The following is a 26,507-nucleotide window of genomic DNA, read 5'->3' on the forward strand; positions in this document are numbered from 1 at the left end:
GTCAGAAAGAAAGCGATAGATTGAAGCCGAGGCTCCTGGTGGTGGGTAGCGAGTGGGCCTGGATCCCCTGGGCGGCGGTAGAGCTGTTAGTGGCCGATTCGGGACTGACACCCATCATTCTGAATTGCGGATCACGGTAGAAATAGGCCAGGTTTCTGGCTACAGCGGAAAGTTTGACCGATCTGAACGGTGTCCGGGTCGTCAGTTTGGAGGGGAAGGTATATCCGAGCGTAATTTCCCGCAGTGAAACATAGCTTGCGTCAATGACGAACTCTTCTCCCATATTGGACCATGCGCGCGGCGCATAGTAATTCTGGGGGGTAACCGGTATGTTGTTTTCCATATAGCTTCCGTCCGGTTTGAGGATAACGCCGTCTATGAGCATTTCGAGCCCGTCGCCGCGTTCCTGCGTAAATTTCCCGGTACCGTTCGCCATTTCGTTGTACTTGGTGTAGGAGAAAACCTGCCCGCCTTTCCGGATGTCGACCAGTGCGCTGAGCGTAACGCCCTTATAAAAGAACTCGTTGGTCAGACCGCCAAGCAGATCGGGCTGGATGTTCCCCAGTATGGCCTTTTCGGTCGTACGCTGGAGCCTTCCGGCATCCGTGAGAAGGAGCCGGCCTTCATCGTTCCGCAGATATTTGTAGCCGACGATGTTCCCGTAGGGTTGGCCCGGTCGGGCTTCGATATTGGCATACGTTTGTGTAATGAGCGAAATGGATTCCACGCCGTCATAGAGCTCGATTACCTTGGATTTGTTTTGGGAAAGGTTAATGATCGTATTCCAGCTGAAGCCGTTGGGGTTGGAAAAAGGTTTGAGTGTCAGAAGGAGCTCAAATCCTTTGTTGCTGATATTCCCGGCGTTGATCACCCGGTCGCTGAACCCGGTGGTTGCCGACAAGGGGAGGGGAACAATCTGGTTTTTGGTTTCGGAATAGTAATAGGTAAAGTCGACGCCTACTCTGTTGGCGAAAAAGCGGAGGTCTGCGCCCAGTTCATAGGAGGTCTTCAGCTCATTTTTCAGGTTGAGCAGCGGGATCCTGGAGCTGATCTGAGCGAATTTCTGGTCGGCGAAAGCCGCGTTCAGAAGCGTATAGCCGGCTGTCGTCTGGAAAGGATTGGCATCCCTTCCCGCCTGGGCATAGGATACCCGGATTTTTCCAAAAGACAGGGGCCGGAAGTTCAGATCGGCTGCCTCCGAAAAAACGAAACTAAGGTTCGTGGAGGGGTAAAAAAAAGAGCGGTTGTCGATACCCAGCGTAGAGGACCAGTCATTTCGGCCCGTTACATCCAGGAACAGCACGTCTTTGTATGCGATTTGCCCCATTGCATAGAGAGAATGCATTCTTTTGCGGGTAATGCCGCTTCTGGGTACTACGTTGCCGGCGTTGCTGATATGATACACGTTGTCGAGAATCAGGTTCGTGCCGGTGAAACCGGTGACTGACTGGTAGCGATCAAGCCGGTTGCCGCCTACGGAAAAGCTGCCGCTAAGCACGCCGTTCATTTTGCCGGAGGCAGTCAGCAGGAAGTCACTGTTGTCTTCCCGTGCTTTCCAGTCGGCCGATTTGATTTGCCCGCGTATGGTGGAGGCTCCTGTTGTACCTATGCCGATACGTTCATTTCTGACATCGCCGTAGAAATCCGTACCGGTCCTGGCCTGGAAGTCCAGCCAAGGTGTGATCTGGTACCGGAGTTTGATGTATCCCATCATCCGGTCTCTTTTGTCGTCGCTCAGGAATTCGTTGGCAATCCAGTAGGGGTTATGCGGAGCTCTCACAATGTAGTTGATCATCGAACCATCTGCCCGCTTGTAGTTCCTGAGCCAGTCCAGGTCCACGAACCTTGAAAGCAGGTTGAGCGCGATAGCAGGGTTCCCGGAGCTGGTCGTGTAGCCGAGTTCCGGGCGGTTGGTGCCTTCCTGCCGGACATAGTTGACCCGGCCTTCGATGTTCAGTTTGTTTGAAATCGCAGAACTGAAGTTAAGGTTGATGGTCTGGCGGTTGTAGGAGCTTGTAGGGAGTATGTGACGGTTGTGCAGGTCGGAAACCGACAGGCGGACGGAGGTGTTTTTGTCTCCTCCGCTTACGGCGATGGTATTGGTAAAGGTCTGGCCTACGCGGTAAAACTCGCGGATGTTGTCGTCAGGTTGCGGGTTGTAGGCGACGGGGCCGAATTCGGGCATTCCGGCCATGACGATCATGCGGCCATCCATTTTTCCGCCCCAGTGGTCATACATCGAATTGGTCCACAAGGGGTATTCCACACCGTTCTGGGTAGTAGTACCGAAAGAGCTGTAAGTGCCTCCATAGCCCCCTCCCCAGACATTCTGGTATCGGGGTAGAACGTTAGGTGTTTCAAAGGTGGCATTGCTGTTGAAGTCGACTCCGATGCCTTTCTTTTTCGTGCCTTTTTTCGTCGTGATCAGGATAACCCCGTTTGCCCCGCGGGCCCCATACAGCGCGGCTGCGCTGGGGCCTTTCAGGACGGTCATGCTCTCTACGTCGTCGGGATTGATATTACCGACGCCGTCGCCGAAGTCACGACCACCGGCCGGTGAAGCTGCGTCCAGCGTCTGGTTGTCAATCGGTACGCCATCTACTACGTAAAGAGGCTGGTTATCACCGGTCAGCGAGCTCGCGCCACGGATCACGACATAGCTGGATCCGCCGGGCCCTGACGAGGAGGAGTTGACATGGAGGCCTGCAACCCTGCCTTTCAGCGAGTTGGCGATATTGGATTCCCGGGCTTCCGTCAGGTCGCTTCCCTTGATTTCCTGCGCCGAATAACCCAGGGCTTTTTTATCCCTTTCGATCCCCAGGGCGGTAACGACTACCTCGGTGAGTGTTTTTACATCTACTTTGAGCGTGACCTCAAGCGAGGAGCTGTTTCCGGCCACTAATTCCTGCGGGAGATAGCCGACGAAAGAAAAAACCAGTACATCGCCGGTATTAACAGCCGGAAGTGAAAAAATACCCTCCGCATCGGAGATTGTGCCTTGCTGCGTACCCTTTAACAGGATGCTTACCCCGGGAAGCGGCTCTCCGTTTTCGTCGGTTACTTTTCCCCGGATTTCCCTGCCGGCTGCGTAAGCCGACGGCCCGTCGTTATTTTCCGCACCGGAGCGGGAGAGCGGGCCGGCCGGCTCAGGGATGTTCGCGAAAGCCTCCTGTCCGGCCGGGAAAGGGACGGGGAGGGCGGAAGTTCCTTCCTGGTCCTTTCCCGCTTTCGTGATAACGTAGACCCCTTCACCGACTTTTTTGAAACTGAGATGATAGGGCTGGAGAATACGGGTAAGATTTTGTTCCAGTGTAGCATTGCCGGAGAGCCGCGTGCCCGCCGCCGGGTGATTGACCAGCTTATCCTCGAAAAGGATATTGACCTTGTGTTTGTTCCTGAGAAGGATGAGCAGGTCTCTTAACGTAGCGGCATATTCGCCGGCAGGCTGGAGGGGTGGAAACTCCCCGCGGATGTTGCCAGGTGCTGTTGCAGCGCCTGACATAGAAGTGAGGGTGAGAATAGTTGCCAATAAACTATTCCGAGTTACTTGTAAAAAGTATCCCATGCGATGTAAGGGTTTAGAAAGGATCAGTTAGTTTTCAAAGATTATTTTGTCGTCTTCACGGAGAAAATGGATGGCAAACATATCAGAAACGAGTTCCAATGCGGTTTCGGCGTTTTGAATCGGCAACATGCCGGTTGCAGTCCTGGTGCCCAGCTCCGGCTCCTTCAGTTCTACCCGGAAGCCGTAGATTTCTTCGAGAATGGCGGAGATCTCCAGCAGTGAGGTTCTGTCTAGCGTAATCATATGCTCTTTCCAGGAAGAAACGTGTTCGGGTCGGGAGGTGTGCGACCGGCTCAGTTCGCCCGCCGTATTGATTGATACGATATCTCCGGGGGCCATGATAATGTCGGGGTCGGCCCGTTTCCGGTTGGCCTGTAGAGCCACCTTCCCACTCCTGAGGGTCACTTGTGACCCTCTCGGCCGCGCAAATACGGTAAATGCAGTTCCCAGTACCGTGACTTTCAGGCCCGTGCTGGTCGATACTACGAATAGCTTCCGGTCGGGTGTCCGGCTGATCTCGAAATCCGCTTCTCCGGATAAGGAGACTTCGCGTTGGCCCCGACCGAAGCCAAACCGGGCGTACCTGATAGAGGAATTGGCATTCAAAGAGACTTGTGACCCATCGGGCAGCACTGTGTGCTTCGTTTCACCATATGTTGCCTGCACGGTCGTATAAAGAATGGTATCACGCATCAGGTAGAGCGATATCCCTAATGCGCTCAGGAGAACAAAAGCGGCGGCTATGCGGAACCCTCTGCTGTACCAGGGACCGGTGTTTCCCGGCGGGAGAGCTGATTCAGCGGGGACGGGCCGGTAGGTTACCCGGTGCTCGGTACGTGCATAAGCGTTCTGCCAGGAAGCTGGGGCTTGCAGATGATCGAGCTCCCATTTGTGCAGCCAACTGTAGTATTGATCATGATGGGACGGATCTTCCAGCCAGACGTTGATGGCCTGTTTCTGAAGTGGCGTGGCCCGTCCGGAGAAATAGTCAAATACAGCGTTCCTGATATCCGATTCTTCCATTAAGCTGATTTTCAGTGTTGTTGCATAATAAAATTTACTGGCTGAGCCATGAGAAAAGAACCAGTGTGCCCGAGATGACTTTTCTCAGCTGGCTCAGTGCCTTGGCGAGATGTGCCTCCACCGTTTTGATCGAGAGATCCAGGTTGGCCGCGATTTCTTTGTTTTTTTTCCCATCAAACCTGCTCAACAGGAAGACCCGCTGGCACTGAGGCGGTAACTCAAGTATGGCGCGGTCAATACGCTGGTGCAGTTCATCGTATTCCATGATCGATTCGGGGCTGTTTTCGGCTGAAATATGCTCGGAAGACTCCGGACCGGTCATATTCCTTTCCTCCTTCAGTTCGTACCGCACATAGCTATAGGCCCTGTTTCGTACGGCCGCATACAGGTAGGTCCGGTAGGTCGTTTGAATCGAACTGTAGCTGTCGCTTTTCCAGAAGTCATGGAAGACATCACACACAATATCTTCCGCTTTCTCCTTCGAGTATACAAACCGCAGCGCATGGCTGTACAAAGCCTGATAATACAGCCGGAACAACATTTCGAATCCTTTGCTGGTTGATTCGTCAAAGGCTATCCGGATGATCTGGTCGTTGTCGATCACCCTGGCAGACGCATCGTGCTCCCGGAGAGTATCCTCCTTCCCGGTAGATTTTTCTTGTCTGGTAAGAAATGCTCCTTTACGCATTTGCGATAGCTGGTAAGACTTTACACTAGGGTGACATAAATTATTTGCTTTACCCTTAGTCGCCTGAAGGAAAATTGCAAAAAAAACTTCGGAACATTCTGGGGGTAGTGCTGCACCGGGGAAGCGTTACCCTTTTTGTGCATCACTGCAGCGTAGGAAAAAAGCGGGGGATAGTAGAACTGTCATCCCGAGAAAGAAGTTTTTTGTGAAAACACCTTGTAGCGGAGATGACAAATAGATGTTGTCAATGGAAGTCAATAATAGCCGGAGGCTACCACCCGGAGGGTCATCCTGAAGCGGAGCGCAGCGGAGTCGAAGGATCTCCTGTAGCAAGAAAAAAGTCCTCTGAAAGGGATTGGGTACAGGGAGCGGGAGATCCCTCCACTGCGGTCGGGATGACCCTCCGGTTGGTGCGGCTCCAAACCTGTTGTTGTCAATGGTAGAAATTTCGCGGGTGGCAAGGCGCAAGTATAGTTCCGGAACTCCGGGAGTGAGGGATTTCCCGGGCCTGCCCTGAAATCCCTCGCGGATTTCAGGCTAGGCCTGGAAAAGTAATCGTTCAGGAAACGATGAAGGGACCGACAATGGCCAGCACCTGCTGTTTTGTAAGCGGTTCGTCAAAAGCTTCCGAGGCTGCTGCCGCTGAAATTGCCATTCCGTTGATATTAACGACTTCAAGTGTGGCTTGTTTGGTATTTTCTTCTCCGTCGTACACCGGCTGTACCGCAGCCCCGATACCACTTTCTTTACCTGTAATCCAGGGTTTAAGGGTCGCAGCATGACCGGCATTTCTTCGCATGTAGCGAATATGGGCAGCATGCCGTGCTTCCACAGAATGGATGTTCAATGCCGCTTCGAGCAAATCTCCTCCACCCGTAATCTCGCCGGCCCGGCCTTTATACGCCCGTACGCCTGTATCCTCAAAGGCCTGGGCAACGGCGAGAAATGTGGTATAATCAGAAAAAACATTCGGGAAAGTCCCTCCGGCAGTGAAGTCGAAAACCGGTGCACTTACAGGCGTGGCGTTCATGGATTTTATAGTATCCTCCAGGAGTTTAACATGGGCCGCTTCGTGAGCCCCGATCAGTTTGATCGCCCCTCGCGCCGGTTCAGTGGGAATCAACGAGGAAGCTGCTTCGTTGGCCTTTTTGTAAAATGCAGCCTCCAGGTGTTCCAGCGTAAGCGCATAATTCAGGATTTCGACCACGGTGTCGTTGGTTTTTCCGTAGGCGCGCTGGAATACACCGCTCATTAAAAGCGGAAAAGAAGCAAACGTGATTTTTTTTCCGGTATCCCGGAAAGAGCGCATCAGGCTGCGGCGGGTATCGATACGGTCAAAAAAGTCGCCGTCATGGCCCGCGATTTCGTTGATTATATGCAGGATATTCATAGGAATTTGTGTTTATTGGGGTAGTCCGGAGAAATTGATCTTGTTCTTAATAAAGGGAGCCGCCATAGACAGCACCTCCGCGGGTTTACGACTTTTGTCCAGCCCATTGGCATCTACGACCGATGCATCTGCGAAACTCCCGTTGGAAATCAGGTCGCGGATAAAGGCAGCGTGCCGCGCTTCTACCGACACGATTTTGCCGGCAAGAACGAGGTAGTCGGCGGTTTTGATCAGTTTCCCGGCGCCGTTGTATGCAGATACCCCCAAGTCTTCAAAAGCCTTCGCGGTGGCCAGCACGGATTCTCTTTTGGTGAAATCAACCATTGAAAAATCCACCGTCAGCGCCGGAATGGCATTGGTGCCAAGTGCATTTTTAAAAAATTCGCGATGGGCTATTTCGTGGTCCCGGATGTCTGCCAGCAGCATCATTTCGGCAGCAGACATACCTGTTACGGTCGACTCGGCCACCTTTATGTAAAAAGCGGCTTCGAGCTGCTCCAGCGCATAGGCATAGTTTAAAATTCCGAGATCCCCTGTCCCGAGATTGATTTCACCGGTCTGGGGCATGGGATTTCCATCCTTGTCGTTGCAGGCAACAAGCAAACCTGCGCCTGCTAACGTAATCCCGGAGTAATTGAGAAACAACCGGCGTGAAAACTTCCCACCCGGCTTATCCGGCAGATAGCCGCTTTTATTCTCCATTTGTGCTGACATGATTTTGTACTGGTTAAGTTTTGTGAAACGTTTTTCGGACATACTTACGGAGAGACCGGCCGGCCGGTTTTTGAAACGCCGGGATTTTCGATTTTTTTTTTCGCATATTTACAAAACCGGTTACTGCGGCCGGGGCTCAACCGTCAGCCGATACATGTCGCAAAAAGTAGTTTATTCCGAAGAAGAATTGGTTTTGCTGTTACGCGAGCGACGGGAAACAGCGTTTGACTACCTATACGGGCATTACAGCGGCGCTTTGTACGGGGTCATCCTGGCTATTGTCAGGGATCGGGAACACGCAAGCGACCTGCTACAGGACGCATTTGTAAAAATTTGGCGCCAGATCCATACCTATGACAGTTCCAAAGGCCGCCTTTTTACGTGGATGCTCAACATTACCAGAAATGGCGCTATTGATTTTCTGCGCAGCAAAGAATTCAGAACGAATATTCAAAACCAGGAGCTTACGGAATTCGTAAGTAATAGCGTGGCCGACGATCCTACCAGGGAAGATTATATAGGACTCCGCGCGCTGACAGGCACTCTGAAAGAAGAGTTCAGAATACTGATCGAATACGCCTATTTTCAGGGATATACCCAGGAAGAAACGGCGGCGAAGCTGAATATGCCTGTCGGGACGGTAAAAACCCGGTTGCGTGCCGCATTACAGCAGTTGCGGATGCTAATGAAATTACTGATAACCATACTTTTGTCGTGGATATAAAGGCATACATAGCAAGCGGGATTGTGGAGAGTTATGTCTTGGGACTAACAGACAGAGAGGAAACCGTGCGTTTCGAACAGTATATGCAGGAGTTCCCGGAACTGCGGCAGGCGGTTGCCGATTTCTCGGTATTACTTGAAGCCCATAGCAGAGATCAGGCGGTTCCCCCGCCTCCCTCTGTAAAAGAGAAGATAAAGGAAACTCTTCGCGATGAATTCGATAGCCGGCCTGCTGCTTCAACGGAAAAACAGGTAACGAAACCTCCTGTATTGATCCGGTTGCAACACCTTCGTAACGCAGCTGCGGCTTTCCTTGTTGCGGGCAGCCTTGGTCTTGCGTATTTCTATTATCAGCAAAGCCGCTTGTTTAAAACCCGGTATGAAGCGCTCCTGAGCGAGCAACAACAGCTCGTTGCCAACCGCGCTTTACTCAATCGTAAAGTAGGGGCTCTTGAGGAAAGCCTGCGGTTAGTCAATAACCCGGGTGTCCGGGCGGTTACTTTAAAGGGGGTAAAAGGGAAAGAGCAAGCGTTGGCCGTCGTGTATTGGGATACACAATCAAAAGACGTGTACCTGATGCCCACAAGGCTGGAAAACAAGGAGGCCGGCAAACAGTTTCAGCTTTGGGCTATTGTGGACGGCAAACCCGTAGATGCCGGAGTTTTTGGTACTTGTGACGGTTTCTGTAAAATGAAAAACATTCCGCGTGCACAGGCTTTTGCCGTAACGCTCGAAAAGCAAGGCGGTAGCCTGACGCCGGATCTCAATGCGCTCTTTGTCATGGGAGAGATTTAAGCAGCAGTTTCAGATCATGCCGGGGATATCATTTTTCGACGCGCTCATCTCCTCTCGGTCAGTTTAAGGGGAGTATATTTCAGGCCGGAAATCAGGCGGGATTTCCGGCCAAATATTTTCTTGTAAAAATGTATTGCTGAGTTATCCTTCGGCAATCCATTCGAATGATGGCCCGATGGTATAACCCGGCTTACCGGGGAATGGTGTGGCACACAGTTTTTCGGCCGTCAGCTTCAGGTCATACATCACCCCGATCGTGTTGTTAAGCAAATCGGGTTCCCCGTTGAAAGTTTGATGCAAGCCTGACAATAGCGAATAGTAGCTTAAGTTAAACTGGTTCATCCGGTTGCGCTCCTCGCTGCCTGCCTGAAGCATGCCGGTTTTGGTGTTGGGAAACAATGGATACACACCGTTTGTATCAAAAGGAATTTCCGGGCCTGAAAATGAAAATCCATTGGGTGCGGTGTCGTCCTTTACGAGTGTTTTGCCCCGGTACAATTCTTCAAAACGGTAATAGTGTGCCAGTTCGCCCTCCTGGTCCAGCGGAGAGGTGGAGGTCCCTTCTCCCTGTTCAATGATGATGTTGATGGCATCAATCGCGTTTTGTTTGGTTAGAATGGGAAAAAGCTGATCGGATGGGAAAAAAAACGACGTAACCTGTTTCCTGCTGTTACCCGGCAGGATGTCCGGAGCAAGTTGCGCTATCTTTTGCTGTATGGCCAGATAGAACTGTCCGATCGTGCTGAATGTTGGCATTTCAGCCAGGTTTACCGCCTTGAAGACCAGCGGATTTTCCGGTTCCTCAATTTGCATAAAAACCTTTTTGACACACTCTTTCGAATATTTTTCCAACCCGACAATCAGGTCGTTGCCAATGCCCATGGGAAGCGGCCCCGGGTATTCCGGGACAAACGAAGGTTTGTTAATCGCAGGTTTTCCACCCAATGCATTCAATAGGTTTGCTGCGATGGTCATATGCAACATTTCTTCGATGACAATAGAGTGGATGATCTGCCGCTGTACCTGGTTTGTGCCGGGTTTGATGGAGAACATGGCGGTAAGATAGGGGGGGATGGTCGAATGTTCCAGCTCGATAGCTTTTTGAAGCAACGGGTGGAGATCTTCCAGGGCGTTGGCAGTCAGCGCTGACGTTACGTATTTTGAGTCTATTTGTAGCATGTTTAGGAGATTTTTAACCCTGAATCACAGATTTTCAAATAAATTGTCGGTTCCCGGAAACCCCTGAAACGATCCGTTTTTCGCTTTGACTGCCTGCCGGTATTTGATTTGCTTTTCGGAAAGAGCCGCGTCTGACGCTACCGGGTTGACGGCTCGGGCATGTTTCGCTTTCAATTGCAGCGCGGTTTTACCGGCTATCCGCGGATCGTTAAGCCAGTTCAGGATCGTTCTTCGCTTGGTTTCCGACAGGTCGCGCGTGACGGGCATGTGCATTGTGTTTTGAATGTCCTGGGAGAAGGCAAAAATCAAAATGTTCTTTTTCCGGATCAGATCGGCCGGATCAGCAAGATTCACCACATACTTGCTCATGATTGGGTAAAGATTACTGTACTGAATCATGATGTCGGCGATATCTCCCCAGGCGGGGTGTTTTATTTCTTCAAAATAATCGCGCAAATGAACCTGCAGGTTCTCGGCTCCGAAGGCACCATCAACGGCATTGAGCTGGTAGGTGAGACTGTAAATCTGCCCGTCAATATAGACTCTCGGGCTATGAATGGCATTTCCCGTCAGCTGCATACGGGCGCGTCCCCGGGAGTCGGTGACGATTGTACTTTGAAACGTGAGCCCCTCGGAAGGGTAGTTATTGCCGTATACTTCTGAAATCGGGTTGCCATTTGGCGGAGGGCCTAGCGGAGTGTCGGGCGTCGGCTGGTCAAGCGTAATTGAAATAGGTCTGTTTTGGAGTGGCTTTCCCCATTGAAATGCATAAAAATCGATTTCGGCTACCTGGCCGTAGTCCAGTCGCTGCACAAAATTATCGGCTCTTACAAACAGACCGTCGATTGATTCCCGGGCTATGATGGCGTACTGTCCGGGTTTCCCTGCAGAAGGTGTGATCAGAATGAGTTGGTGGTCAAGGAGGGTGTTGAGCGTATTGTCCGGCAATTGATCGAAAGACACAATGCCGCCGGTCTGGTTGAGCCAGTCGGGGCCGGACTGATACGGTAGTTCCCCGATATCAATAAAGTCGCCGGGAGCGATGTAGGTGGTAGGAGTGGCGGGACCGGCTACTCCGGTTTGAGGGATTTTGCTGACGGCCAGTCGCAATGGTTGGTTGAGGTTGATTGTTCCCATAGAGTTGGTCACCGGGAAGCTCGCTCCGAAATCGACGCTCACCCGTTTGGCATCAGTTTCTACCAGGAAATTCGAGATGTTGAAATACGTGGACTGGATGGATGGCGTATAACTGATACCGTAAAGTCGCCGTCCGGCGGCAAAAGTGGTGGGTTCTCCTTCGAAATAAGGACCGATGGAACCAATAATTCTTCCGAGTGAAAACCTGCCGTCGTTATGGGCGTAATAGTAGCCGAAGGGATTCAGGTTAACGGAGAGCATGTTTTGCCGGGTGGTGGTCCGCAATACTTGCAAAAAGTTTGATTGCCCGGCCAGGTCTCCCCACACCACATTGGTCATCACGGACGTCCAGGTAGCTCCCAGGGGTTGACCGTTGCTTTTTCCGCCGTCGAGCTGTCTGAACTGGATGTCCCGGAAACAGGTCGTGGCGATGTCACCTTTGAGAAGCAGGTTGCCATTGGCATCGCAGATCCGCAACTGAACGCACCAGAGGGCCGAAACCATTTGTGCGTCGGGGTCCAGGTCGACCATCTTGCCCGTGGGACGCCCTTCGGCGCCGCAAACTGCCAGCCCAAGAATCGGGTCGAAGGCGGGATTGCTGTGTGTGCTGCCGTCCGGGAGAAAGATTTGCCTGACCGAACAGTTTTGAAAATCAAAAACAGCCCCGCCTTCCGGGTTCCACCAACCGTTTGTAGCCCCCTTTCCGGGGGCCTGGAAGTTGGGTTTGAAGGTTGCGTTGTTGTAGTGGGCGGTGTCGTTGTTTACCGTGCTGACATCCGACAGGAAATCGCCTGTGAAAATCAGCCTTGGGGCATGAAGATAGGACATAACGTTGTGTATATTGGTTAAGAGGATTGATACTATTTTGTCTGGTCATGCGATCAAACGGAGCATGTATGGAATGACGCAATTAAACGCCGCTCAGAACGGTTTGCCGATGGCGATATATCGCCTTTGCCGACGGAACAAGCCGGCCTGGGCGTATCACAATGGTTACTCCCGGGATTTGCCTAGTCGTTTGTCATTCGGCTGTATTCCAGATAATGAAATGTTGCAGCCACTCGGTGTCGTATTTTTTGTAAATCCAAAGCATCCTGCCGGTTTCAGAGGCTTTTTCACCGCTTTTTTTATCCACCGTGGCCTGTTGATAAATAGCCCATTCGTATGCAAGGTCCTCCCTGATTTCGATTCCCTGAGATTCGTACGTTATCTCAATTTTAAAAGCATCAAACCAGGACCGGAGAAATTCAACGCCACCCCGTTTTGACTGGATAATGGGTGAACCGGGGGCGATGACCGTAAGATCTTCGGCGAGAATGGAGGTCATCAGGTCAAGATTACCGGAGTTTTCGGCTTCCTGAACAATATGCAGGAGCCTTTCAATTTTTTGTCTGTCGTTGTTCATGATCGTTGAGTATTCTGAAGAAGTGCGTATATAGCTAATATTATTGATAATTCGCGGCAGGAGATGTGAATATTTATTGAGCGGTGGCATTACTTAACATGCTGCTGAGATAACGGGTATAGCTATAGGTTTGGATGAACTGCTTTGTATAGAACCTCGAAGCCATAGCCACAGGGTTGACTATTAGGGTCAGCTTATTTATCTTAGACGCCTACAATAACCCTCTTCTATTGTGAATGAAACCCTTGTAAGCAGAAAACGAGCTGCTTACGCCGTCACGTACCTGTTTTTTCTTTTGATATCCGGTTGTGCAGACATCTGTTTTGCTCAGCAGCCCATCTATACCAACGAACAACACTTGGGCGTTGAGGACGGGCTGTCGCAAAGTTTTATCACAGACTTTACGCAGGACAAGGATGGATTTATCTGGATTGCCACCCTGGATGGTCTCAGTCGCTTTGACGGACGTGAGTTTAAGAATTTTCGAAACGACCTTCATGATTCTACCACGATTGCCCGGAATGTAATTCAGTTTTGATAAACATTTCAGGTTAATGGGCCGGTTTCTTACTTTCGATCTGATAAACTAGATTTATGCCCAAAACTTTTAAGTGCCTGAGCTTCAAAAAAGGGGGAAATACCTGGTGTTTGCAGGTGAAGAAATTGTCCGGCACCGGCGCCCGTCGCCCCTGTGAACGCTTTAAATATCCGCTTGCAACGTGCATGCAAAGCCTTGCGTAATCTGAGTGAAAGAGCCATTCACCAAAACTTATTGAGGAAATGAAAAATCTGTTTTTTGCATTGCTGGCGTGCGCAGTCCTTGGAACCTGGTCCTGCCAGAAAGATAAATCGGGAATTGAAGACGCAATGAATGATTTCGGAGCAACGGAACTGAACGAAACTCTTCTGGGCTCTGCCGCGCGCTACGCCGCTTCGACCGATAGCGCCATTGCCCGCGCCTGTAAAGGAAAGTGGGTACAGGTTGCGGTTTCTGAGCTGGATGCCGGCATTGTTGCCTACCTGGCGGCCAACTATGCAGGCTATGAAATCAAGCACAGTGCAAAAGACAACGACGGGAAAGTGATCGTGATGGTGGTTTCGGCTGACGGTACCGTCAAAGCCATCCTGTTCAATGCAGATGGAAGTTTCAACCGCGAGATCGCCCGTCCCGGGAAAAATAAATTCAAAATAACGCCGGTCGACATTGCCGCGCTGCCGGCCGCTATTACCGCGCACATTGCCGGTAATTATGCAGGTTACTCGGTCAAAAAGGCCGCCACATTCCCGGAGGGGGAATACCTGGTGGCGGTTGCCGGCGAGGGCAGCATTAAAATACTTTTGTACAACGCAGACGGTACTTTTAACAGGGAACTGGAAAAGGATGTAAGAAGAAGAAAGTAGTTTATTTCCCATCCGGTCGTACTACCGGTAGATTTTATCTCCGGGGTATATCGTCGGAAGGGCATCCTGAGAAAGAAGTTTTTTGCCGAAACACCTTGGAATAGAAATGACAAGTAAATGTTGTCAATGGAAGTCAATAGTAGCCGGAGGCTAACGCCCGGACGGTCATCCTGAAGCGGAGCGCAGCGGAGTCGAAGGATCTCCTGTTGCAAGAAAAAAGCCCTCTGAAAGGGATTGGGTACGGGGAGAGGGAGATCCCTCCGCTGCGGTCGGGATGACCCGGAGGTTGGAGTGGCTCCAAACCTGTTGTTGTCAATGGTAGCGCATCTGCCGGACGGTCATCCTGAAGCGGAGCGCAGCGGAGTCGAAGGATCTCCTGTTGGTACTAAAAAGCCCTCTGAAATGGATTTGGTGCAGGGAGCGGGAGATCCCTCCACTGCGGTCGGGATGACCCTCCGGTTGGAGCGGCGCCAAACCTGTTGTTGTCAATGGTAGCGCATCTGCCGGACGGTCATCCTGAAGCGGAGCGCAGCGGAGTCGAAGGATCTCCTCGTGCTATAAAAAAGTCCTCTGAAAGGGATTGGGTACTGGGAGAGGGAGATCCCTCCGCTGCGGTCGGGATGACCCGGAGGTTGGAGTGGCTCCAAACCTGTTGTTGTCAATGGTAGTGCATCTTCCGGATGGCCATCCTGAATGGAACGCAGTGGAACTGAAGGATCTCCTGTTGTTATGAAAAAGCCCCTTGAAATGGATTGGGTACGGGGAGCGGGAGATCCTGTTATGATTTTGTTGTATCTTGTTGTTTTTAAGAGAGTTAGTGCTTTGTTAAAGGGTGCTGACAGCAATCGCACCATGTATGACGGCTCTGTACGCTACTGTGTGATTTTTTTCAGATCAATGACGACGAAACTTTTGGCTTCCCTTCCGGCCAGTAATAGCCGGTCGTTGTCGATGGCAATACCGTATACCCTCTTTAACAAGGGATGTTGGAGAAATCCCTTCAACCGCATCTTGTCCTCCCCGACATCCAGCAATGCAACCGAACTGTTAATGGAATTAAGGACAAACCCCAGATCACCGTGAAAGGCAATTCGTCCCGGTCCCCGCATATCCTTATCCCGGATTTTTTCCATAACAGCGGGGTTTAACGGGTCGGTAATATCCAGCGACCAGACTGTTCCTGCGTTGTAGGCAGTAACATACAGGCGGTTGTCGCGGATAGCCAGGGCACAGGTGCCTTTCAATTCGACCGGATCGTATACGCGGGCGGTGATTACGGGCTTCATTTTATCCGAAATGTCGACCGTAATCACCGAGGATCCCGGTCCGTAACCTGCAAGATACAATACGTCTTTATGGACCAGGGCAGCAAAGGCCCCGTCTCCGGTGTGAAAGCTGCTGATAATTTTCGGCTTTTGCGGATCACGTATATCCAGTATGTATACCTTGCTCTCCGAGCTGTGCGTAATGTAGGCGTACCCCTCCGCAATTATTATTTTTCGCAGCCTGGTATAATCCGACCGGTAATGGGGGAGATATCCGCCCTTTCCGCCTACAGTCAGTGCGGTTATTTTAACCGGTCGGTAAGGATCGGTTACGCGGAACACACTTACTGTGTGATTGGTCATGGACAATACATACAGGTAATCTCCCGATATAGCGACGCTGAAGGCATCCAGGATATCCTTGTCTCCGAGGTTACAGGCAAGAACCGGTTGGGACGGATTCCGGTAGTCGATAACGGCGACATTGTTCCCGTCCCTGCACGGGATATAAGCGAAGCCGTTGTTTATCACGATGTCTTCCGGTTCATTGAGCGCGTCGGTGTCAATAAGATGCCCCTCAATGGCGTCAGTGTTAAGGAAATTTCTTTCCGGGCTGATCTGCCGGGAATCGCCGTGGAAATAGTCGAGGAAATCGGATAACGCCGTTTTTGAAAACGTATTCCTGACAATATAGCCCTTGTTGGTACCCGACAGCGTGATGACCGAATCGGCAGTTTCCAGCCTGACGCCGTGGTCCAGCCAGTCGCCGGCTACGGAGGGCAACGGGCCGAGATTGTACCAGCGACGGCCGTAGTCGGTAGTCAGGTAGACGTTTTTGTCGCCGGTATAGGTCCCGTAGTAGGCGGCTCCGTACCCGATGTTGACAAAATCGTCAGCGGCGCCGTTCAGGGTTGCGACACTGTCCCATTCGTACCCGAGATTGGGACTGCGGTAAACGGTGCCGGCCTGATCGGCCTGAAGCATGACGCTCATTCCGAGGTACTCCGTAGCGAACAGGGCGGTGTCGGCCAGTTGCTGTATCCGGTTCCAGGTAATGCCGTCGTCGGTACTTTTGTAAACGATCCCTTCCCACCCGTTGACCACGATGCCGTTACCGGTTCTTTCGAAACGGTACAATGCGTCATGTGAAACGGCCCCGGCGTCAGTCCAGGTCTTTCCTTTATCCGTCGACCGGTAGATGTGCCCGCCGTCGGAATCGGTATCTGTAGCCAGCAACGTTCCGTCTTTCGTATACATCAACGCGTAAGAGGCCGCGTAGCGTTGCCGGTTACGGTTCTGAGGCAGCAGCCTGTGCAGCCGCTGCCAGCTTTTGCCTCCGTCGGCTGTTCCCCATACTTCGGCTGTTCCGGTGAGGAAGTAGAACTCCTCCTTCCTGCCAGTTTCAGCGATGCAGGTAATATCGACGTTCACAGGCTGGGCAAGCAATTGCCAGCGGACGCCATAGTCGTAGCTTACCCAAAGCTTACCTTTGTTTATACCACGCCCCGCACATACTACCATTCCGTCCGCGGTTTGCCGGATGGCGTCGATCCGGCCACCCGGAGCCACTTCTGTTAACGTCCAGCCGGTAAAGCGGGACTTCAGTGCTTTTATATTCAGAGTGTCCGCGGACTGTCCGTAAGCGTATACCGCGATGAACATCCAGATTGAAGTGAGTACGAATGGTTTCATTGTGCAATTTTTTCAGGGCTTGCTCACTTAACGGGTAAGGAATTCTGTTCGGAATTCTACTGTCGCTGGCATTAGCGGGACCGGCTACCGGTCGTGGATGACCGGTTCGCCTATACTTTGCCCAAGCCTTCGTTGTAAGCGTAGCACCGTTAAAATAAACGGTATCTTTGCGGGATGTTTAAAATGCCAATACAAATACCATATGTCGTTTGCCTCTCTGGGTTTATCGCCCAATCTGCTTAAAGCCATTCTGGAAGAAGGATATGTGGCGCCGTACCCTATTCAGCAAAAAGTGATTCCGGCGCTGCTGCGCGGTAAAGATATATTGGGAATAGCCAAAACGGGCTCAGGCAAAACAGCCAGCTTTGTGCTACCCATCCTGGAGCTTCTGCAGCATGAAAGCCAGGGCAAAGGGAGAAAAATCAGGGTGCTGATACTGGCGCCCACGCGGGAATTGGCCATTCAGATCAATGACGTTTTCCATACTTTTGGCAAGGCGCTTTCAAGGCGTGTAAAAACGTTGGCGGTATTTGGTGGCGTGTCCATCAACCCACAGATGAAAGCGCTCGTGGGCGTGGAAGTTCTCGTGGCAACGCCGGGGCGGCTGCTCGATCTCGTTGCGCAAAATGCGGTAGGTCTCCAATCCACAGAAATCCTTGTACTGGATGAGGCAGATAAAATGCTCAGCCTTGGATTTGCTGAAGAGATGAAGGAGATATTCAGAATTCTTCCGCAAAGCAGGCAGACGCTGCTGTTTTCCGCTACTATGGATCAGAAAGTCGGGGAAATTCACAAACTGGTCTTGAAGCAGCCGATTACTTTTGATATGGGAGGGGAGGAAGAAGTAGACCTGGAGCTGATTGATCAGCTGGCTTATGCAGTGACGCCTGAAAACAAAGGACCTTTTCTGCGTTATCTCATCAAAAGTCAGGATCTGAGGCAGGTGCTGGTGTTCGTATCGGCGACGCGGACTGCAGATAATCTCACGATAAAACTGCAAAAAAATGGTATCGATGCCGCAGCGATTCACAGTCAGAAATCGCAGGGCGGGCGGATGGAAGCATTGGCCCGTTTCAAAGCCGGCAAGCTCAGGGTGCTGATCGCTACCGATCTGATGTCGAGAGGAATAGATATTCAGTCTCTGCCCGTAGTAATCAACTACGAGTTACCCAGATCGCCGAAAGATTACGTGCACAGGATCGGGCGTACCGGTCGCGCCGAATCCAAAGGGACTGCAATTTCATTGGTGGTTCCGGATGATGTTCATCACTTCAAAATTATTCAGAAAAAAATGCGGAAAAAGGTGGAAATTTTACCTTCTGATGATATTAATCTGAAAGGGTTTTAGTTCCTTTTCATACGGAACCCACCGAAAGAGTAAATCCGGGCAGGCCTGCGCTTATAGTATCCTCGATTAATTTAAAGTCAGGCCAATGGTGACCGGGGCGCAGTTGGAAATGTTGTTCAGGGAAAACTACCACGCAATGGTGTTTTTTGCCATGCGCCTGGTTGATAGTCGCATAGAGGCGGAAGATATTGTTCAGGATGCCTTTGTGAAGTACTGGGACCAGCGTGAGGCGGTGTCGGCGGATCTGCAGGCCGTCAGGAGCTATATTTATACGACCATCCGGAATGCGTCACTGAATTCGGTGCGGCATCGCGAGGTTGCCAGGCGATTTGCGGACCAGCAGATTCAACTGGTGCTGCCGTCCGAACCTACTATTCTGGAGCATCTCCTCGAAGCGGAGACGATGGTTATCGTGCACAAGGCAATGTCGATGCTACCACCGGTTTGCCGGCAAATAGCCCGCATGACGCATCTTGAAGGGAAAAGCAACGAGGAAATTGCAACTGAACTGGGAATAACCGTTAATTCGGTAAAATCACACAAACAGCGGGCTGTGAAGTTTTTGAAGCAGTATCTAGATCCTGAAATGTTCCTGCTGCTCACTCCCTTTCTCGATTAAGTTTTTTTTTCGTTTGACTAATTCGTTTGCGAAGGATAAGTGTCTTAACACTATCTAAGCAAAACCGGATGGATTGGAACGACGAAAATATAAAAAAAGCGGGCCTTTTGGCCAGGTACCTGCAAGGTAGTCTTTCGGAAGCAGACGAGGATGAGCTCGCACGCTGGCTGGAAGAAGATCCGGCGCATGAAGCTTTCCTTCACCGGATCGAAGAAAGACGGGAGGAAAGTCTTGATATACTCTCAGAACTCAAGGTCGACCCGGCCTGGGAAGGCGTTCGTGCCCGTCTCGTACCGGAGGAGCCAAAACGTTTATTCCGGATCGGGCGCTGGCTGGTGGCTTCCGCGGTGTTATTGATTCTGGCCTATACAGTTTACCGTCCTATACAGACGAAAAGGAAAACACAACAAAACACTGTTGCGGTCCTCGCCGATCACGACGTTGCGCCCGGAAAGGAAAAGGCTTTTCTAACGCTTGGCGATGGATCGGTGCTGGTGCTCGACGAGCTTCCGGAGGGAGCGGTACAGGCCGATGCCGGGATAAAACTAACAAAAGAAAAAGATCAGGTAAGCTACCTGTCCGGGGCGACGCCGGCGTCTGGGCCGATCGCATATAACAACCTGACAACACCAGCAGGCGGGTATTTCCGCCTGGTTCTGCCTGACAGTAGCCGGGTCTGGTTAAACGCTGCTTCTTCTTTACGATTTCCGGTGCGCTTCGGAGATGACGAGCGGAGGGTGGTATTGGAAGGCGAAGCTTTTTTCGAGGTGGCAAGCCAGTATAGTACAGATGGTCGGCGTAAGCGCTTTGTGGTAGAAACGGGGAGGGGAGAAATAGAGGTTCTCGGTACCCGTTTCAATGTGCTCGCCTACCCCAATGAACCGGCCGCAGCCACGCTTTTGGAGGGAAGTGTAAGCGTCAGTACCGGGCCGCAATTATCAAAGGTGATCAGACCAGGTCAGCAGGCTGTTTTAGACGACAGGCTTACCGTGAAAAATGTAGACGTAGACGAGGCCGTTGCCTGGAAAAACGGCTATTTCCACTTTAGAAACAGGCCGTTATCGGAGATTGCTAGGAAACTTGAGCGGTGGTACGGTGTTGAGATCGACAGAGCTGGGGTAGTGGGCGATAAGCATTTTACCTGCTCCATTTCAAGAGATAAGTCGCTTTCCAGTGTGTTGAAAATGCTGGAGCAAACCGGTGAATACCATTTTGAACTTAAAAACGGGAAAGTAAAAATAACAGAAGCAAGATAGTAACTCGTCTGTCGCCCGAAGGAAGTAGGGAGCAGGAAACCGGCAACGTTGCACCGTTGCCGGTAAGAAAGGACCTTCAAATAACATCGTATCGCGAAAATCCTAACCATACAAAAGTATGCAAATAAGGCTATTTCTAAAATTTCGATCGGGGAATTTATCCGGTTGTGCCAACCTGATAATGCTTATGAAAATAAGTATTCTACTACTGACTATCGCCTGCATGCAGGTAAGCGCCAGCGCTTTGTCCCAAAAGCTTTCCCTCAATCTCAGGGACGTTTCAATCGAAACGGTATTTGTCATGCTGAACAAGAAAAGCGGCTACCAGTTTTTGTACAGTAATGACCAAATCCGAAATGCCCGTCCGGTCACTATTCAGATCGAGAACGGCACTTTGGAACAGATTCTCGAGGCAACCTTCCGCGACCAGCCATTGACGTACAGGGTGGTCGACGGCGCCATCGTGGTGAAGCCCAAAGCCAATTGGCGGGCGCCCGCACCGGTAGCCGCTCCGGTTGTGCTGCACGACATAAAAGGAAGGGTCAAAGATGAAAAAGGCGAGGGGCTCCCCGGTGTAAACATTATGCTCAAAGGCACACAACGGGGAATTACCACGGACTTTGACGGTAACTATCGAATGGAGCTCGACAACGGAGAGGGGGTCCTGGTGTTCTCATTTGTGGGCTATAAAACCCAGGAAATCCCTATAAACAATCGGACAAGTCTCGACGTTTCGCTGGAAGTGGATGAAAAGTCGCTCGACGAGGTGGTCGTCGTGGCATTCGGAACACAGCGTAAAATTACGGTCACGGGCGCCATCGCGTCGGTCCAGACAAAAGAAATCAAGCAAAGTCCGGCGGCCAACCTCGCCGTGACACTCGCCGGAAGGCTTCCGGGACTAACTGCGCTGCAACGTAGCGGTGAACCCGGGCGCGATCATACCGCTTTGTTTCTCCGCGGAACCGGAACACTAAATGGTACGGCTCCGATCATCCTGGTCGACGGAGTTGAGCGGGAAATGACGTATATCGACCCGAATGAGGTCGAAAGCGTAACGATCCTGAAAGATGCCTCTTCCACAGCGCTTTTTGGGGTGAGAGGAGCAAACGGGGTGATCCTGGTGACCACCAAAAGAGGGGTGAGCGGGAAACCCTCCATAGGACTTACCTATGAATTCGGTTTACAGGATTTTACACGTTCACCTACTGTACTGACGTCCTATGACTGGGCGCGACTGAAAAATGAAGCCTGGCGCAATGACAACCCGAATATTGACCCCGACGACCCCGTCAACCAGCCGCCGTATTCGGAATACGCGCTCGACCGGTTCCTGTACCAGGAATATCCGGAAGCCTATCCGAACAACAACTGGCAAAAGATGCTTTTCAAAGATTTTGTCGCTCAGAAGCGGTATAACCTCAACCTGTCGGGCGGTGGCGATTTCGTTCAGTATTTCGTGAACGTCGGTTTTCTCGACCAGGGCGGACAATGGAAAGTGAGCCCGGATGTCACCAGTTATAATCCGGAATCTTTTTTGAAACGCTACAATTTCCGCTCCAATATTGACGCGAAGCTAAACACTGCAGGTACCCTGACCACATTTCTGAACGCTGCCGGTTATTTCGAACGGGTGAATTCCCCCAATGTGAGTAGCGGCGAAATCTTCCGTCGTACCTACAGCTATTTTCCCGTCGTATTGCCCGGGCCGCTTACGCCGTCAGGCGAGGTGCTTGTGGGACCAGGCAATTACAATGAGTCGCCCTGGGCGCTGATCAACCGGACAGGCTATCAACAGGAGACACGGAACAATATTACCGCCTCGTGGGGCCTGAAACAGGATCTGAAAGCTTTGACGGAAGGTTTGTCCGCAAAATTTATGGTTTCTTTTGACACCCGCACCATTTACAACCTGTCGGCCGGAAGAAGCTATCAGCGATGGTTACAGGTAATAGATCCGAATACGCCCAATCACATGGGAATGGACAGCGTCCAGTATACCCGGATTCTGCTGGAAGCGGAAAATACGCCGCTGAGTATTTCCAGCGGTTCGAATTTCCAGTCATTCTTTAACTTCCAGTTCTCCGCCGATTACCACAGGGTCTTCCAGGACCGACATGCGTTCACCGGGATGCTGCTCGCCCAGCAGGAAAACCGCGTACTGCCCAACGACCGGCTTCCCTACAACCTGCGTGGACTTGCCTTCAGGGGATCCTATGCTTTCGACAACAAATATTTTGTGGAATTCAACGCCGGCTATAATGGTTCCGAACAGTTTGCCAAAGGACGCCGGTACGGGTTTTTCCCGACAATTTCGGGCGGGTGGGTACTCAGTAACGAACCTTTCCTTGCCAGCAATCCCGTGATCTCGATGTTGAAACTCAGGGCTTCTTATGGCCGGGTGGGCAGCGACAGGCTTGGCGGGCGCCGTTTTCTGTATCTCGACGACATACAACGTGCAACGGGCGGAGGGTTCAGTTACTCGCTGGGCCGGGGCGGAAAAATTAATGAAAACTATATCGGGAACCCGCTTATCCAGTGGGAGGTGGCGAAAAAGGCCAATTTCGGGCTTGAGCTCGGGTTGTTTCAACACCTCAACCTGACGGTAGATGTTTTCAGCGAGCGACGCAACAATATCCTGATCAACCGGCAGTCGATCCCCATTGTATTCGGTATCCCCGCTTCAAGACTTTCACCCGTGAATATGGGAATCGTCGAAAACAAGGGGTACGAGGTGGAACTGAACTACCAGCGAAGGCTGAGCCGGGATTGGTCGGTCCTGGCGAAGCTCAATTTCAACTACGCCAGAAACAAAGTCGTTTTCGCGGATGAGCTTCAGTATCCGGCCGACTATGCCTATCGGTACCGTCAGACGGGCTATCGTCTCGGACAAGTATTCGGTTATCAGTTGCGCGACGGATACTACGAAAGCTATGATGAAATATCGAAAGAAGGGTTGACTTACGTAGGTTACACCGCACGCCCGGGCGACCTTAAGTACGCCGACGTCAACAAAGACGGTCTCATCGATGAGCGCGACCAGGTTCCGATCGGCTTTTCGGGTATTCCGGAGTATACCCACGGCAGCGCTTTTAATGTCACTTACCGGAATTTTGACCTGTCTGTTCTGTTCCAGGGCGTCTTCAATGTATCGGCACCCCTGTCTGCATTTGGTACAATGAGCCATTTCGATTTCCGTGAGCGCCATCTGAAAGCCTGGACGCCGGAGCGGGCTGCTGCCGGCGAGGAAATATTGTATCCGCGCCTTAGTACAGGCGGTTCGGTAAGCGAGCAGGACTTTAACTCATTTTTCATCGAAAACCGCAGTTTTGTTCGGCTGAAAAATGCCGAAATCGGGTATCGCCTGCCGGTTGGCCTGGTTTCAAAAATCGGCGCCAAGGATGTGAGGGTCTACCTTAACGGCTTCAATCTGATCACCTGGGACAAAATGCGGACAAAAGACTTCGATCCGGAAGTAAGCAATTCGCTCAGCTACCCTGTTTACCGTGTTTTTAATGCCGGTGTTAATATAACCTTCTGATTTATAACTATATGAAAACGTTCATCCGATCTATACTGGCCTTCGCTGTTCTGATTTTGAGCGGTTGCGGCAAGGATCCGCTTGATATTATGCCTGACGGCCGCCTTACGCTTGAAGAAGTCTTTAACGATGAAATGATGGCAGGCGAATATCTCAACAGCGTTTATGACAATCTGAATCACTACGGCACTGCGTACGATTACTGGACGATGCTCGCTGGCTATTCGGACGAAGCACACGACAATGATTTTCCGCAGGATATGGGCAGAGCGCCTTCAAGGTGGTACAACGGTGAGCTAAGACCCAACTGGAACCCGATGGATATATACGCATCGGTAGGGGCGAACAGTACGGAGGCCAACGGGCATTACTACAGGAAAAGCTGGGCCGGAATCAGGCAAACAAACATTTTTCTGGCCAATATAGGAAAAACGGTTTTTGCCAATCCGCAGATGAAATCGCGGCTCATTGCGGAAGCCAAAACGCTGCGCGCTTTCTTTTACCTGGAACTGATCAAGATGTACGGCGGCATGCCGGTGGTAGACCAGGCCTTTACCGATACCTATAAGTTCGAGGAACTCCGGCGCCAGTCTTTTTGGGAGTGCGTGGATTTTATCAGTAAAAACTGCGAAGAAGCGATTGCCGAACCTTATTTTCCTTACCGGATTACCGCAGAGCCCGAGCGGGGGAGATTTACGAAAGCGGTGGCACATTCCGTTCGATCGCAGGCGACGCTGTTCGGCGCGAGCCCCCTGTGGAATACCGGTGGCGACCAAACCCGGTGGCAGACGGCCGCAGAAGCATCGCGCCTGAGCCTGGAGCAGTTGTCGGACGCGGGTTTCGCGCTGCACCCCGACTATGAAGCCTATTTTTACTCACGGTCCGATTTGAACGCCAATCCGTCTGATAAAGAAACCATCTACGAAATTAAGCCCTACCGGTCCTATGAATTCAGCCACCTGATGTTCAGAATGCATGCAATTCCCACACTGGGCGGCGACAAAGCAGGTTGTAGCCCTTCGCAGGAGCTGGTTGATGCATATGACATGAAAAACGGAGAACCGGCTATCCTGGGCTACGCCGATGAAGACCACATGCGCCCGATCATCAACGCCGCTTCCGGCTATAGCGAAGCGAATCCTTATGTAAACCGTGATCCACGGTTTTATGCCACAGTCTGGTACAACAATGCCTACTACGGAGAGGTAAACGGGAAGCCGTATTATATTCAGTCCTACCTCGGCGGGGCCGACGGCATTTCAAACCTGATGCAGCGTACCCGGAATGGCTACTACCTGAGAAAATTCCGCAATCCCAAGCAACTGGACCCGAACTCCGGTACGGCACTGTTTAAAAAGTACCGTCTGGGCGAGATTTATCTCAACTATGCAGAAGCGGCCAACGAGGCGTTTGGTCCGACCCAGGAAGTTTACAATGCGGTGAACACGGTAAGGGCTCGGGTGGAAATGCCCGGTCTTAAACCGGGCTTGTCCAAGGACGAAATGCGCGAACGGATCCGCCGGGAGCGGCAGGTCGAGCTGGCTTTTGAAGAACACCGCATCTGGGATGTGAGGCGGTGGAAAATTCTCGACAAAACGGATAAGCTCACGACCGGAATAGAATGGACAAAAAACGGGAATTCATTTTCAGGAAAGAGAATGATTGCCGGAAGAAGAAAGTCTTGGACGGATAACCACCTCATTATCCCGATTCCGTTGAGTGAGTTGATCCTGATGCCGCTGTGGGAACAGAATCCCGGATGGTAGTTTTAGCTTTTAACCCGAACAAAATGAGCACAATAATAAAATATTGCAAGCGGGTCCTGGCACTCGTTGTATTGCTGATGACAGGTTGCGACCGGGAAGAAACGGGCTTGCCTGTGAACACGGCGCCGATCCCGCGGATACTCGAATTTACACCCGCTAACGCGATGCCCGGGAGTATCCTGACGATCAGGGGAACGAACTTTTCGCCCGATATTGGTAAAAACGAAGTGAAATTCAACCAGACCGTAGTGCCGATAGAATCGGCTTCGGAGTCAGAAATACAGGTTAAGATACCGGAACTTGACCTCAAACAGGTAGGGATTTCGGTGAGGAGCAATGGTAAAATCTCCAACCGGAGGATTCTTTCGCTCGTCCGGATCAGGAAGTTTGAAGATCTTTTTGAAAGGCAGGGATTCGGTCCTGCCGGCCCGTCGGTTACGCCCGGACCGTTTGGCCCGGAGTGGAGAATCACCCAGGGACGTTTTGCGCTTGCGGACGGCAAAGTAACGGCCAAAGAAGGTGGCATCGAATCCCTGATGTTTTTTGAACCGGAAGGACTTGATCTGGTAGCCGGCGATGGAAATTTCTTTAAGATGACAGTCGATACGCACGGATCGGAAGGGTCGTTCTCCGGAGTTGTTTTTAATGCCCAGGAAGACAGAAAGCGATTTTACCTGCTCCGGATGAACGGCGGGCTCGTGCAGTTCCTGAAAACGGGACCGGCGGGGTTGAATGACTGGGCAAGGGTGGTGTTTAGTGAAGGAATCCCGGAGTTTCAGGCAGGCGTACCGCTCAGAATCGAAATTTCTTCTTCCATTCCCGGCCAGTTTCTCTTTAAGGTGACCAATCTTGCGTCAAATACCCAAATTATGGACCGTACCGTAACGGATGAAAACCCGTATTCGGGTGGCGTCCCGGGGTTCTATTTTTTTGGATTGTCAAATCCGGTGAATATCTGGTTCGACAATGTTTCGGTAGAGTTACTGTAGTTACGGCGGGTACC

22 protein-coding genes are annotated in these 26,507 nt (G+C 51.5%); 13 read left to right on the forward strand and 9 right to left on the reverse strand.

Features of this window, described 5'->3' with window-relative positions; all coding sequences use genetic code 11:
* Position 1: 1 nt before the first annotated feature.
* Genes ABD852_RS14875 through ABD852_RS14885 form a run of 3 tightly spaced genes read right to left on the reverse strand, consistent with a single transcriptional unit; the run spans position 2 to position 5,276 of the window.
* Positions 2-3,565: a SusC/RagA family TonB-linked outer membrane protein gene (locus ABD852_RS14875; RefSeq protein ID WP_345030263.1), complete on the reverse strand. Its 3,564-nt coding sequence runs from the start codon at positions 3,563-3,565 to the stop codon at positions 2-4.
* Between the two features lie 27 nt (positions 3,566-3,592).
* Positions 3,593-4,588, reverse strand: coding sequence for a FecR family protein (locus ABD852_RS14880; protein ID WP_345030265.1), 996 nt, complete (start codon positions 4,586-4,588; stop codon positions 3,593-3,595).
* 34 nt (positions 4,589-4,622) lie between these two features.
* Positions 4,623-5,276: an RNA polymerase sigma-70 factor gene (locus ABD852_RS14885; protein ID WP_345030266.1), complete on the reverse strand. Its 654-nt coding sequence runs from the start codon at positions 5,274-5,276 to the stop codon at positions 4,623-4,625.
* A gap of 227 nt (positions 5,277-5,503) precedes the next feature.
* Between ABD852_RS14885 and ABD852_RS14890 the strand changes: the two genes are divergently transcribed.
* Positions 5,504-5,719, forward strand: a complete 216-nt coding sequence (locus tag ABD852_RS14890) for a hypothetical protein (RefSeq protein ID WP_345030268.1) — start codon at positions 5,504-5,506, stop codon at positions 5,717-5,719.
* Positions 5,720-5,835: 116 nt separating this feature from the next.
* Here ABD852_RS14890 and ABD852_RS14895 read toward each other — a convergent pair whose 3' ends face one another.
* Entirely contained in the window at positions 5,836-6,666 is an 831-nt protein-coding gene (locus tag ABD852_RS14895) for a ferritin-like domain-containing protein (protein WP_345030270.1), read from the reverse strand.
* A gap of 12 nt (positions 6,667-6,678) precedes the next feature.
* Positions 6,679-7,380 carry a ferritin-like domain-containing protein gene (locus ABD852_RS14900; RefSeq protein ID WP_345030271.1) on the reverse strand — a complete coding sequence of 234 codons (702 nt, stop codon included), beginning with the start codon at positions 7,378-7,380 and terminating at the stop codon, positions 6,679-6,681.
* Positions 7,381-7,534: 154 nt separating this feature from the next.
* Between ABD852_RS14900 and ABD852_RS14905 the strand changes: the two genes are divergently transcribed.
* Together ABD852_RS14905 and ABD852_RS14910 are read left to right on the forward strand one after the other, a co-directional pair.
* On the forward strand, positions 7,535-8,104 hold the full coding sequence (locus ABD852_RS14905; protein WP_345030275.1) for an RNA polymerase sigma factor: 570 nt from the start codon (positions 7,535-7,537) through the stop codon (positions 8,102-8,104).
* Entirely contained in the window at positions 8,095-8,898 is an 804-nt protein-coding gene (locus ABD852_RS14910; RefSeq protein WP_345030279.1) for an anti-sigma factor, read from the forward strand. Before ABD852_RS14905 ends, ABD852_RS14910 begins: the two co-directional genes overlap by 10 nt.
* A gap of 141 nt (positions 8,899-9,039) precedes the next feature.
* Here ABD852_RS14910 and ABD852_RS14915 read toward each other — a convergent pair whose 3' ends face one another.
* The 3 genes from ABD852_RS14915 to ABD852_RS14925 form a co-directional block, all read right to left on the reverse strand.
* Positions 9,040-10,077 (reverse strand): ferritin-like domain-containing protein, encoded by a 1,038-nt coding sequence (locus ABD852_RS14915; protein ID WP_345030282.1) that lies wholly within the window; start codon positions 10,075-10,077, stop codon positions 9,040-9,042.
* A gap of 24 nt (positions 10,078-10,101) precedes the next feature.
* A complete protein-coding gene (locus tag ABD852_RS14920) occupies positions 10,102-12,042 on the reverse strand; it encodes a hypothetical protein (protein ID WP_345030285.1) in 1,941 nt (646 codons plus the stop codon).
* A 193-nt stretch (positions 12,043-12,235) separates the two neighbouring features.
* Entirely contained in the window at positions 12,236-12,619 is a 384-nt protein-coding gene (locus tag ABD852_RS14925) for a YybH family protein (protein ID WP_345030287.1), read from the reverse strand.
* 232 nt (positions 12,620-12,851) lie between these two features.
* Between ABD852_RS14925 and ABD852_RS14930 the strand changes: the two genes are divergently transcribed.
* The 4 genes from ABD852_RS14930 to ABD852_RS14945 all read left to right on the forward strand — a co-directional run bounded on the left by ABD852_RS14930 (position 12,852) and on the right by ABD852_RS14945 (position 14,688).
* Complete coding sequence (locus ABD852_RS14930) at positions 12,852-13,157, forward strand: two-component regulator propeller domain-containing protein (protein WP_345030289.1); 306 nt, start codon at positions 12,852-12,854, stop codon at positions 13,155-13,157.
* A 242-nt stretch (positions 13,158-13,399) separates the two neighbouring features.
* Positions 13,400-14,020 (forward strand): hypothetical protein, encoded by a 621-nt coding sequence (locus ABD852_RS14935; RefSeq protein ID WP_345030292.1) that lies wholly within the window; start codon positions 13,400-13,402, stop codon positions 14,018-14,020.
* Between the two features lie 315 nt (positions 14,021-14,335).
* Complete coding sequence (locus ABD852_RS14940) at positions 14,336-14,515, forward strand: hypothetical protein (protein ID WP_345030294.1); 180 nt, start codon at positions 14,336-14,338, stop codon at positions 14,513-14,515.
* The gene (locus ABD852_RS14945) at positions 14,509-14,688 is read left to right on the forward strand and encodes a hypothetical protein (protein WP_345030295.1); all 180 of its coding nucleotides are present in this window, start codon (positions 14,509-14,511) and stop codon (positions 14,686-14,688) included. The genes ABD852_RS14940 and ABD852_RS14945 overlap by 7 nt, the downstream gene beginning before the upstream one ends.
* A gap of 204 nt (positions 14,689-14,892) precedes the next feature.
* Here the strand turns inward: ABD852_RS14945 and ABD852_RS14950 are convergent, their stop codons facing one another.
* Positions 14,893-16,977: a VPS10 domain-containing protein gene (locus ABD852_RS14950; protein WP_345030297.1), complete on the reverse strand. Its 2,085-nt coding sequence runs from the start codon at positions 16,975-16,977 to the stop codon at positions 14,893-14,895.
* Positions 16,978-17,179: 202 nt separating this feature from the next.
* On the opposite strand from ABD852_RS14950, the gene ABD852_RS14955 reads away from it, so the two are divergent.
* The 6 genes from ABD852_RS14955 to ABD852_RS14980 all read left to right on the forward strand — a co-directional run bounded on the left by ABD852_RS14955 (position 17,180) and on the right by ABD852_RS14980 (position 26,493).
* Entirely contained in the window at positions 17,180-18,325 is a 1,146-nt protein-coding gene (locus ABD852_RS14955; protein WP_345030298.1) for a DEAD/DEAH box helicase, read from the forward strand.
* 85 nt (positions 18,326-18,410) lie between these two features.
* Positions 18,411-18,944, forward strand: coding sequence for an RNA polymerase sigma-70 factor (locus tag ABD852_RS14960; protein ID WP_345030300.1), 534 nt, complete (start codon positions 18,411-18,413; stop codon positions 18,942-18,944).
* A gap of 68 nt (positions 18,945-19,012) precedes the next feature.
* The gene (locus ABD852_RS14965; RefSeq protein ID WP_345030302.1) at positions 19,013-20,200 is read left to right on the forward strand and encodes a FecR domain-containing protein; all 1,188 of its coding nucleotides are present in this window, start codon (positions 19,013-19,015) and stop codon (positions 20,198-20,200) included.
* Positions 20,201-20,387: 187 nt separating this feature from the next.
* Complete coding sequence (locus ABD852_RS14970) at positions 20,388-23,738, forward strand: TonB-dependent receptor (RefSeq protein WP_345030304.1); 3,351 nt, start codon at positions 20,388-20,390, stop codon at positions 23,736-23,738.
* 11 nt (positions 23,739-23,749) lie between these two features.
* Complete coding sequence (locus ABD852_RS14975; RefSeq protein WP_345030307.1) at positions 23,750-25,504, forward strand: RagB/SusD family nutrient uptake outer membrane protein; 1,755 nt, start codon at positions 23,750-23,752, stop codon at positions 25,502-25,504.
* A 23-nt stretch (positions 25,505-25,527) separates the two neighbouring features.
* Positions 25,528-26,493 (forward strand): IPT/TIG domain-containing protein, encoded by a 966-nt coding sequence (locus tag ABD852_RS14980; RefSeq protein ID WP_345030310.1) that lies wholly within the window; start codon positions 25,528-25,530, stop codon positions 26,491-26,493.
* Positions 26,494-26,507: the final 14 nt, after the last annotated feature.

The organism is Ravibacter arvi (genome assembly GCF_039540405.1).
GTDB lineage: Bacteria > Bacteroidota > Bacteroidia > Cytophagales > Spirosomataceae > Ravibacter > Ravibacter arvi.

Excerpts from the sequence above, each read along its gene's own strand:
- ABD852_RS14875 (WP_345030263.1), bottom strand. The coding sequence starts at position 3,565 with ATGGGATACTTTTTACAAGTAACTCGGAATAGTTTATTGGCAACTATT.
- ABD852_RS14880 (WP_345030265.1), bottom strand. The coding sequence starts at position 4,588 with ATGGAAGAATCGGATATCAGGAACGCTGTATTTGACTATTTCTCCGGA.
- ABD852_RS14885 (WP_345030266.1), bottom strand. The coding sequence starts at position 5,276 with ATGCGTAAAGGAGCATTTCTTACCAGACAAGAAAAATCTACCGGGAAG.
- ABD852_RS14890 (WP_345030268.1), top strand. The coding sequence starts at position 5,504 with ATGACAAATAGATGTTGTCAATGGAAGTCAATAATAGCCGGAGGCTAC.
- ABD852_RS14895 (WP_345030270.1), bottom strand. The coding sequence starts at position 6,666 with ATGAATATCCTGCATATAATCAACGAAATCGCGGGCCATGACGGCGAC.
- ABD852_RS14900 (WP_345030271.1), bottom strand. The coding sequence starts at position 7,380 with ATGTCAGCACAAATGGAGAATAAAAGCGGCTATCTGCCGGATAAGCCG.
- ABD852_RS14905 (WP_345030275.1), top strand. The coding sequence starts at position 7,535 with ATGTCGCAAAAAGTAGTTTATTCCGAAGAAGAATTGGTTTTGCTGTTA.
- ABD852_RS14915 (WP_345030282.1), bottom strand. The coding sequence starts at position 10,077 with ATGCTACAAATAGACTCAAAATACGTAACGTCAGCGCTGACTGCCAAC.
- ABD852_RS14920 (WP_345030285.1), bottom strand. The coding sequence starts at position 12,042 with ATGTCCTATCTTCATGCCCCAAGGCTGATTTTCACAGGCGATTTCCTG.
- ABD852_RS14925 (WP_345030287.1), bottom strand. The coding sequence starts at position 12,619 with ATGAACAACGACAGACAAAAAATTGAAAGGCTCCTGCATATTGTTCAG.
- ABD852_RS14935 (WP_345030292.1), top strand. The coding sequence starts at position 13,400 with ATGAAAAATCTGTTTTTTGCATTGCTGGCGTGCGCAGTCCTTGGAACC.
- ABD852_RS14940 (WP_345030294.1), top strand. The coding sequence starts at position 14,336 with ATGGTAGCGCATCTGCCGGACGGTCATCCTGAAGCGGAGCGCAGCGGA.
- ABD852_RS14945 (WP_345030295.1), top strand. The coding sequence starts at position 14,509 with ATGGTAGCGCATCTGCCGGACGGTCATCCTGAAGCGGAGCGCAGCGGA.
- ABD852_RS14950 (WP_345030297.1), bottom strand. The coding sequence starts at position 16,977 with ATGAAACCATTCGTACTCACTTCAATCTGGATGTTCATCGCGGTATAC.
- ABD852_RS14955 (WP_345030298.1), top strand. The coding sequence starts at position 17,180 with ATGTCGTTTGCCTCTCTGGGTTTATCGCCCAATCTGCTTAAAGCCATT.
- ABD852_RS14960 (WP_345030300.1), top strand. The coding sequence starts at position 18,411 with ATGGTGACCGGGGCGCAGTTGGAAATGTTGTTCAGGGAAAACTACCAC.
- ABD852_RS14965 (WP_345030302.1), top strand. The coding sequence starts at position 19,013 with ATGGATTGGAACGACGAAAATATAAAAAAAGCGGGCCTTTTGGCCAGG.
- ABD852_RS14970 (WP_345030304.1), top strand. The coding sequence starts at position 20,388 with ATGAAAATAAGTATTCTACTACTGACTATCGCCTGCATGCAGGTAAGC.
- ABD852_RS14975 (WP_345030307.1), top strand. The coding sequence starts at position 23,750 with ATGAAAACGTTCATCCGATCTATACTGGCCTTCGCTGTTCTGATTTTG.
- ABD852_RS14980 (WP_345030310.1), top strand. The coding sequence starts at position 25,528 with ATGAGCACAATAATAAAATATTGCAAGCGGGTCCTGGCACTCGTTGTA.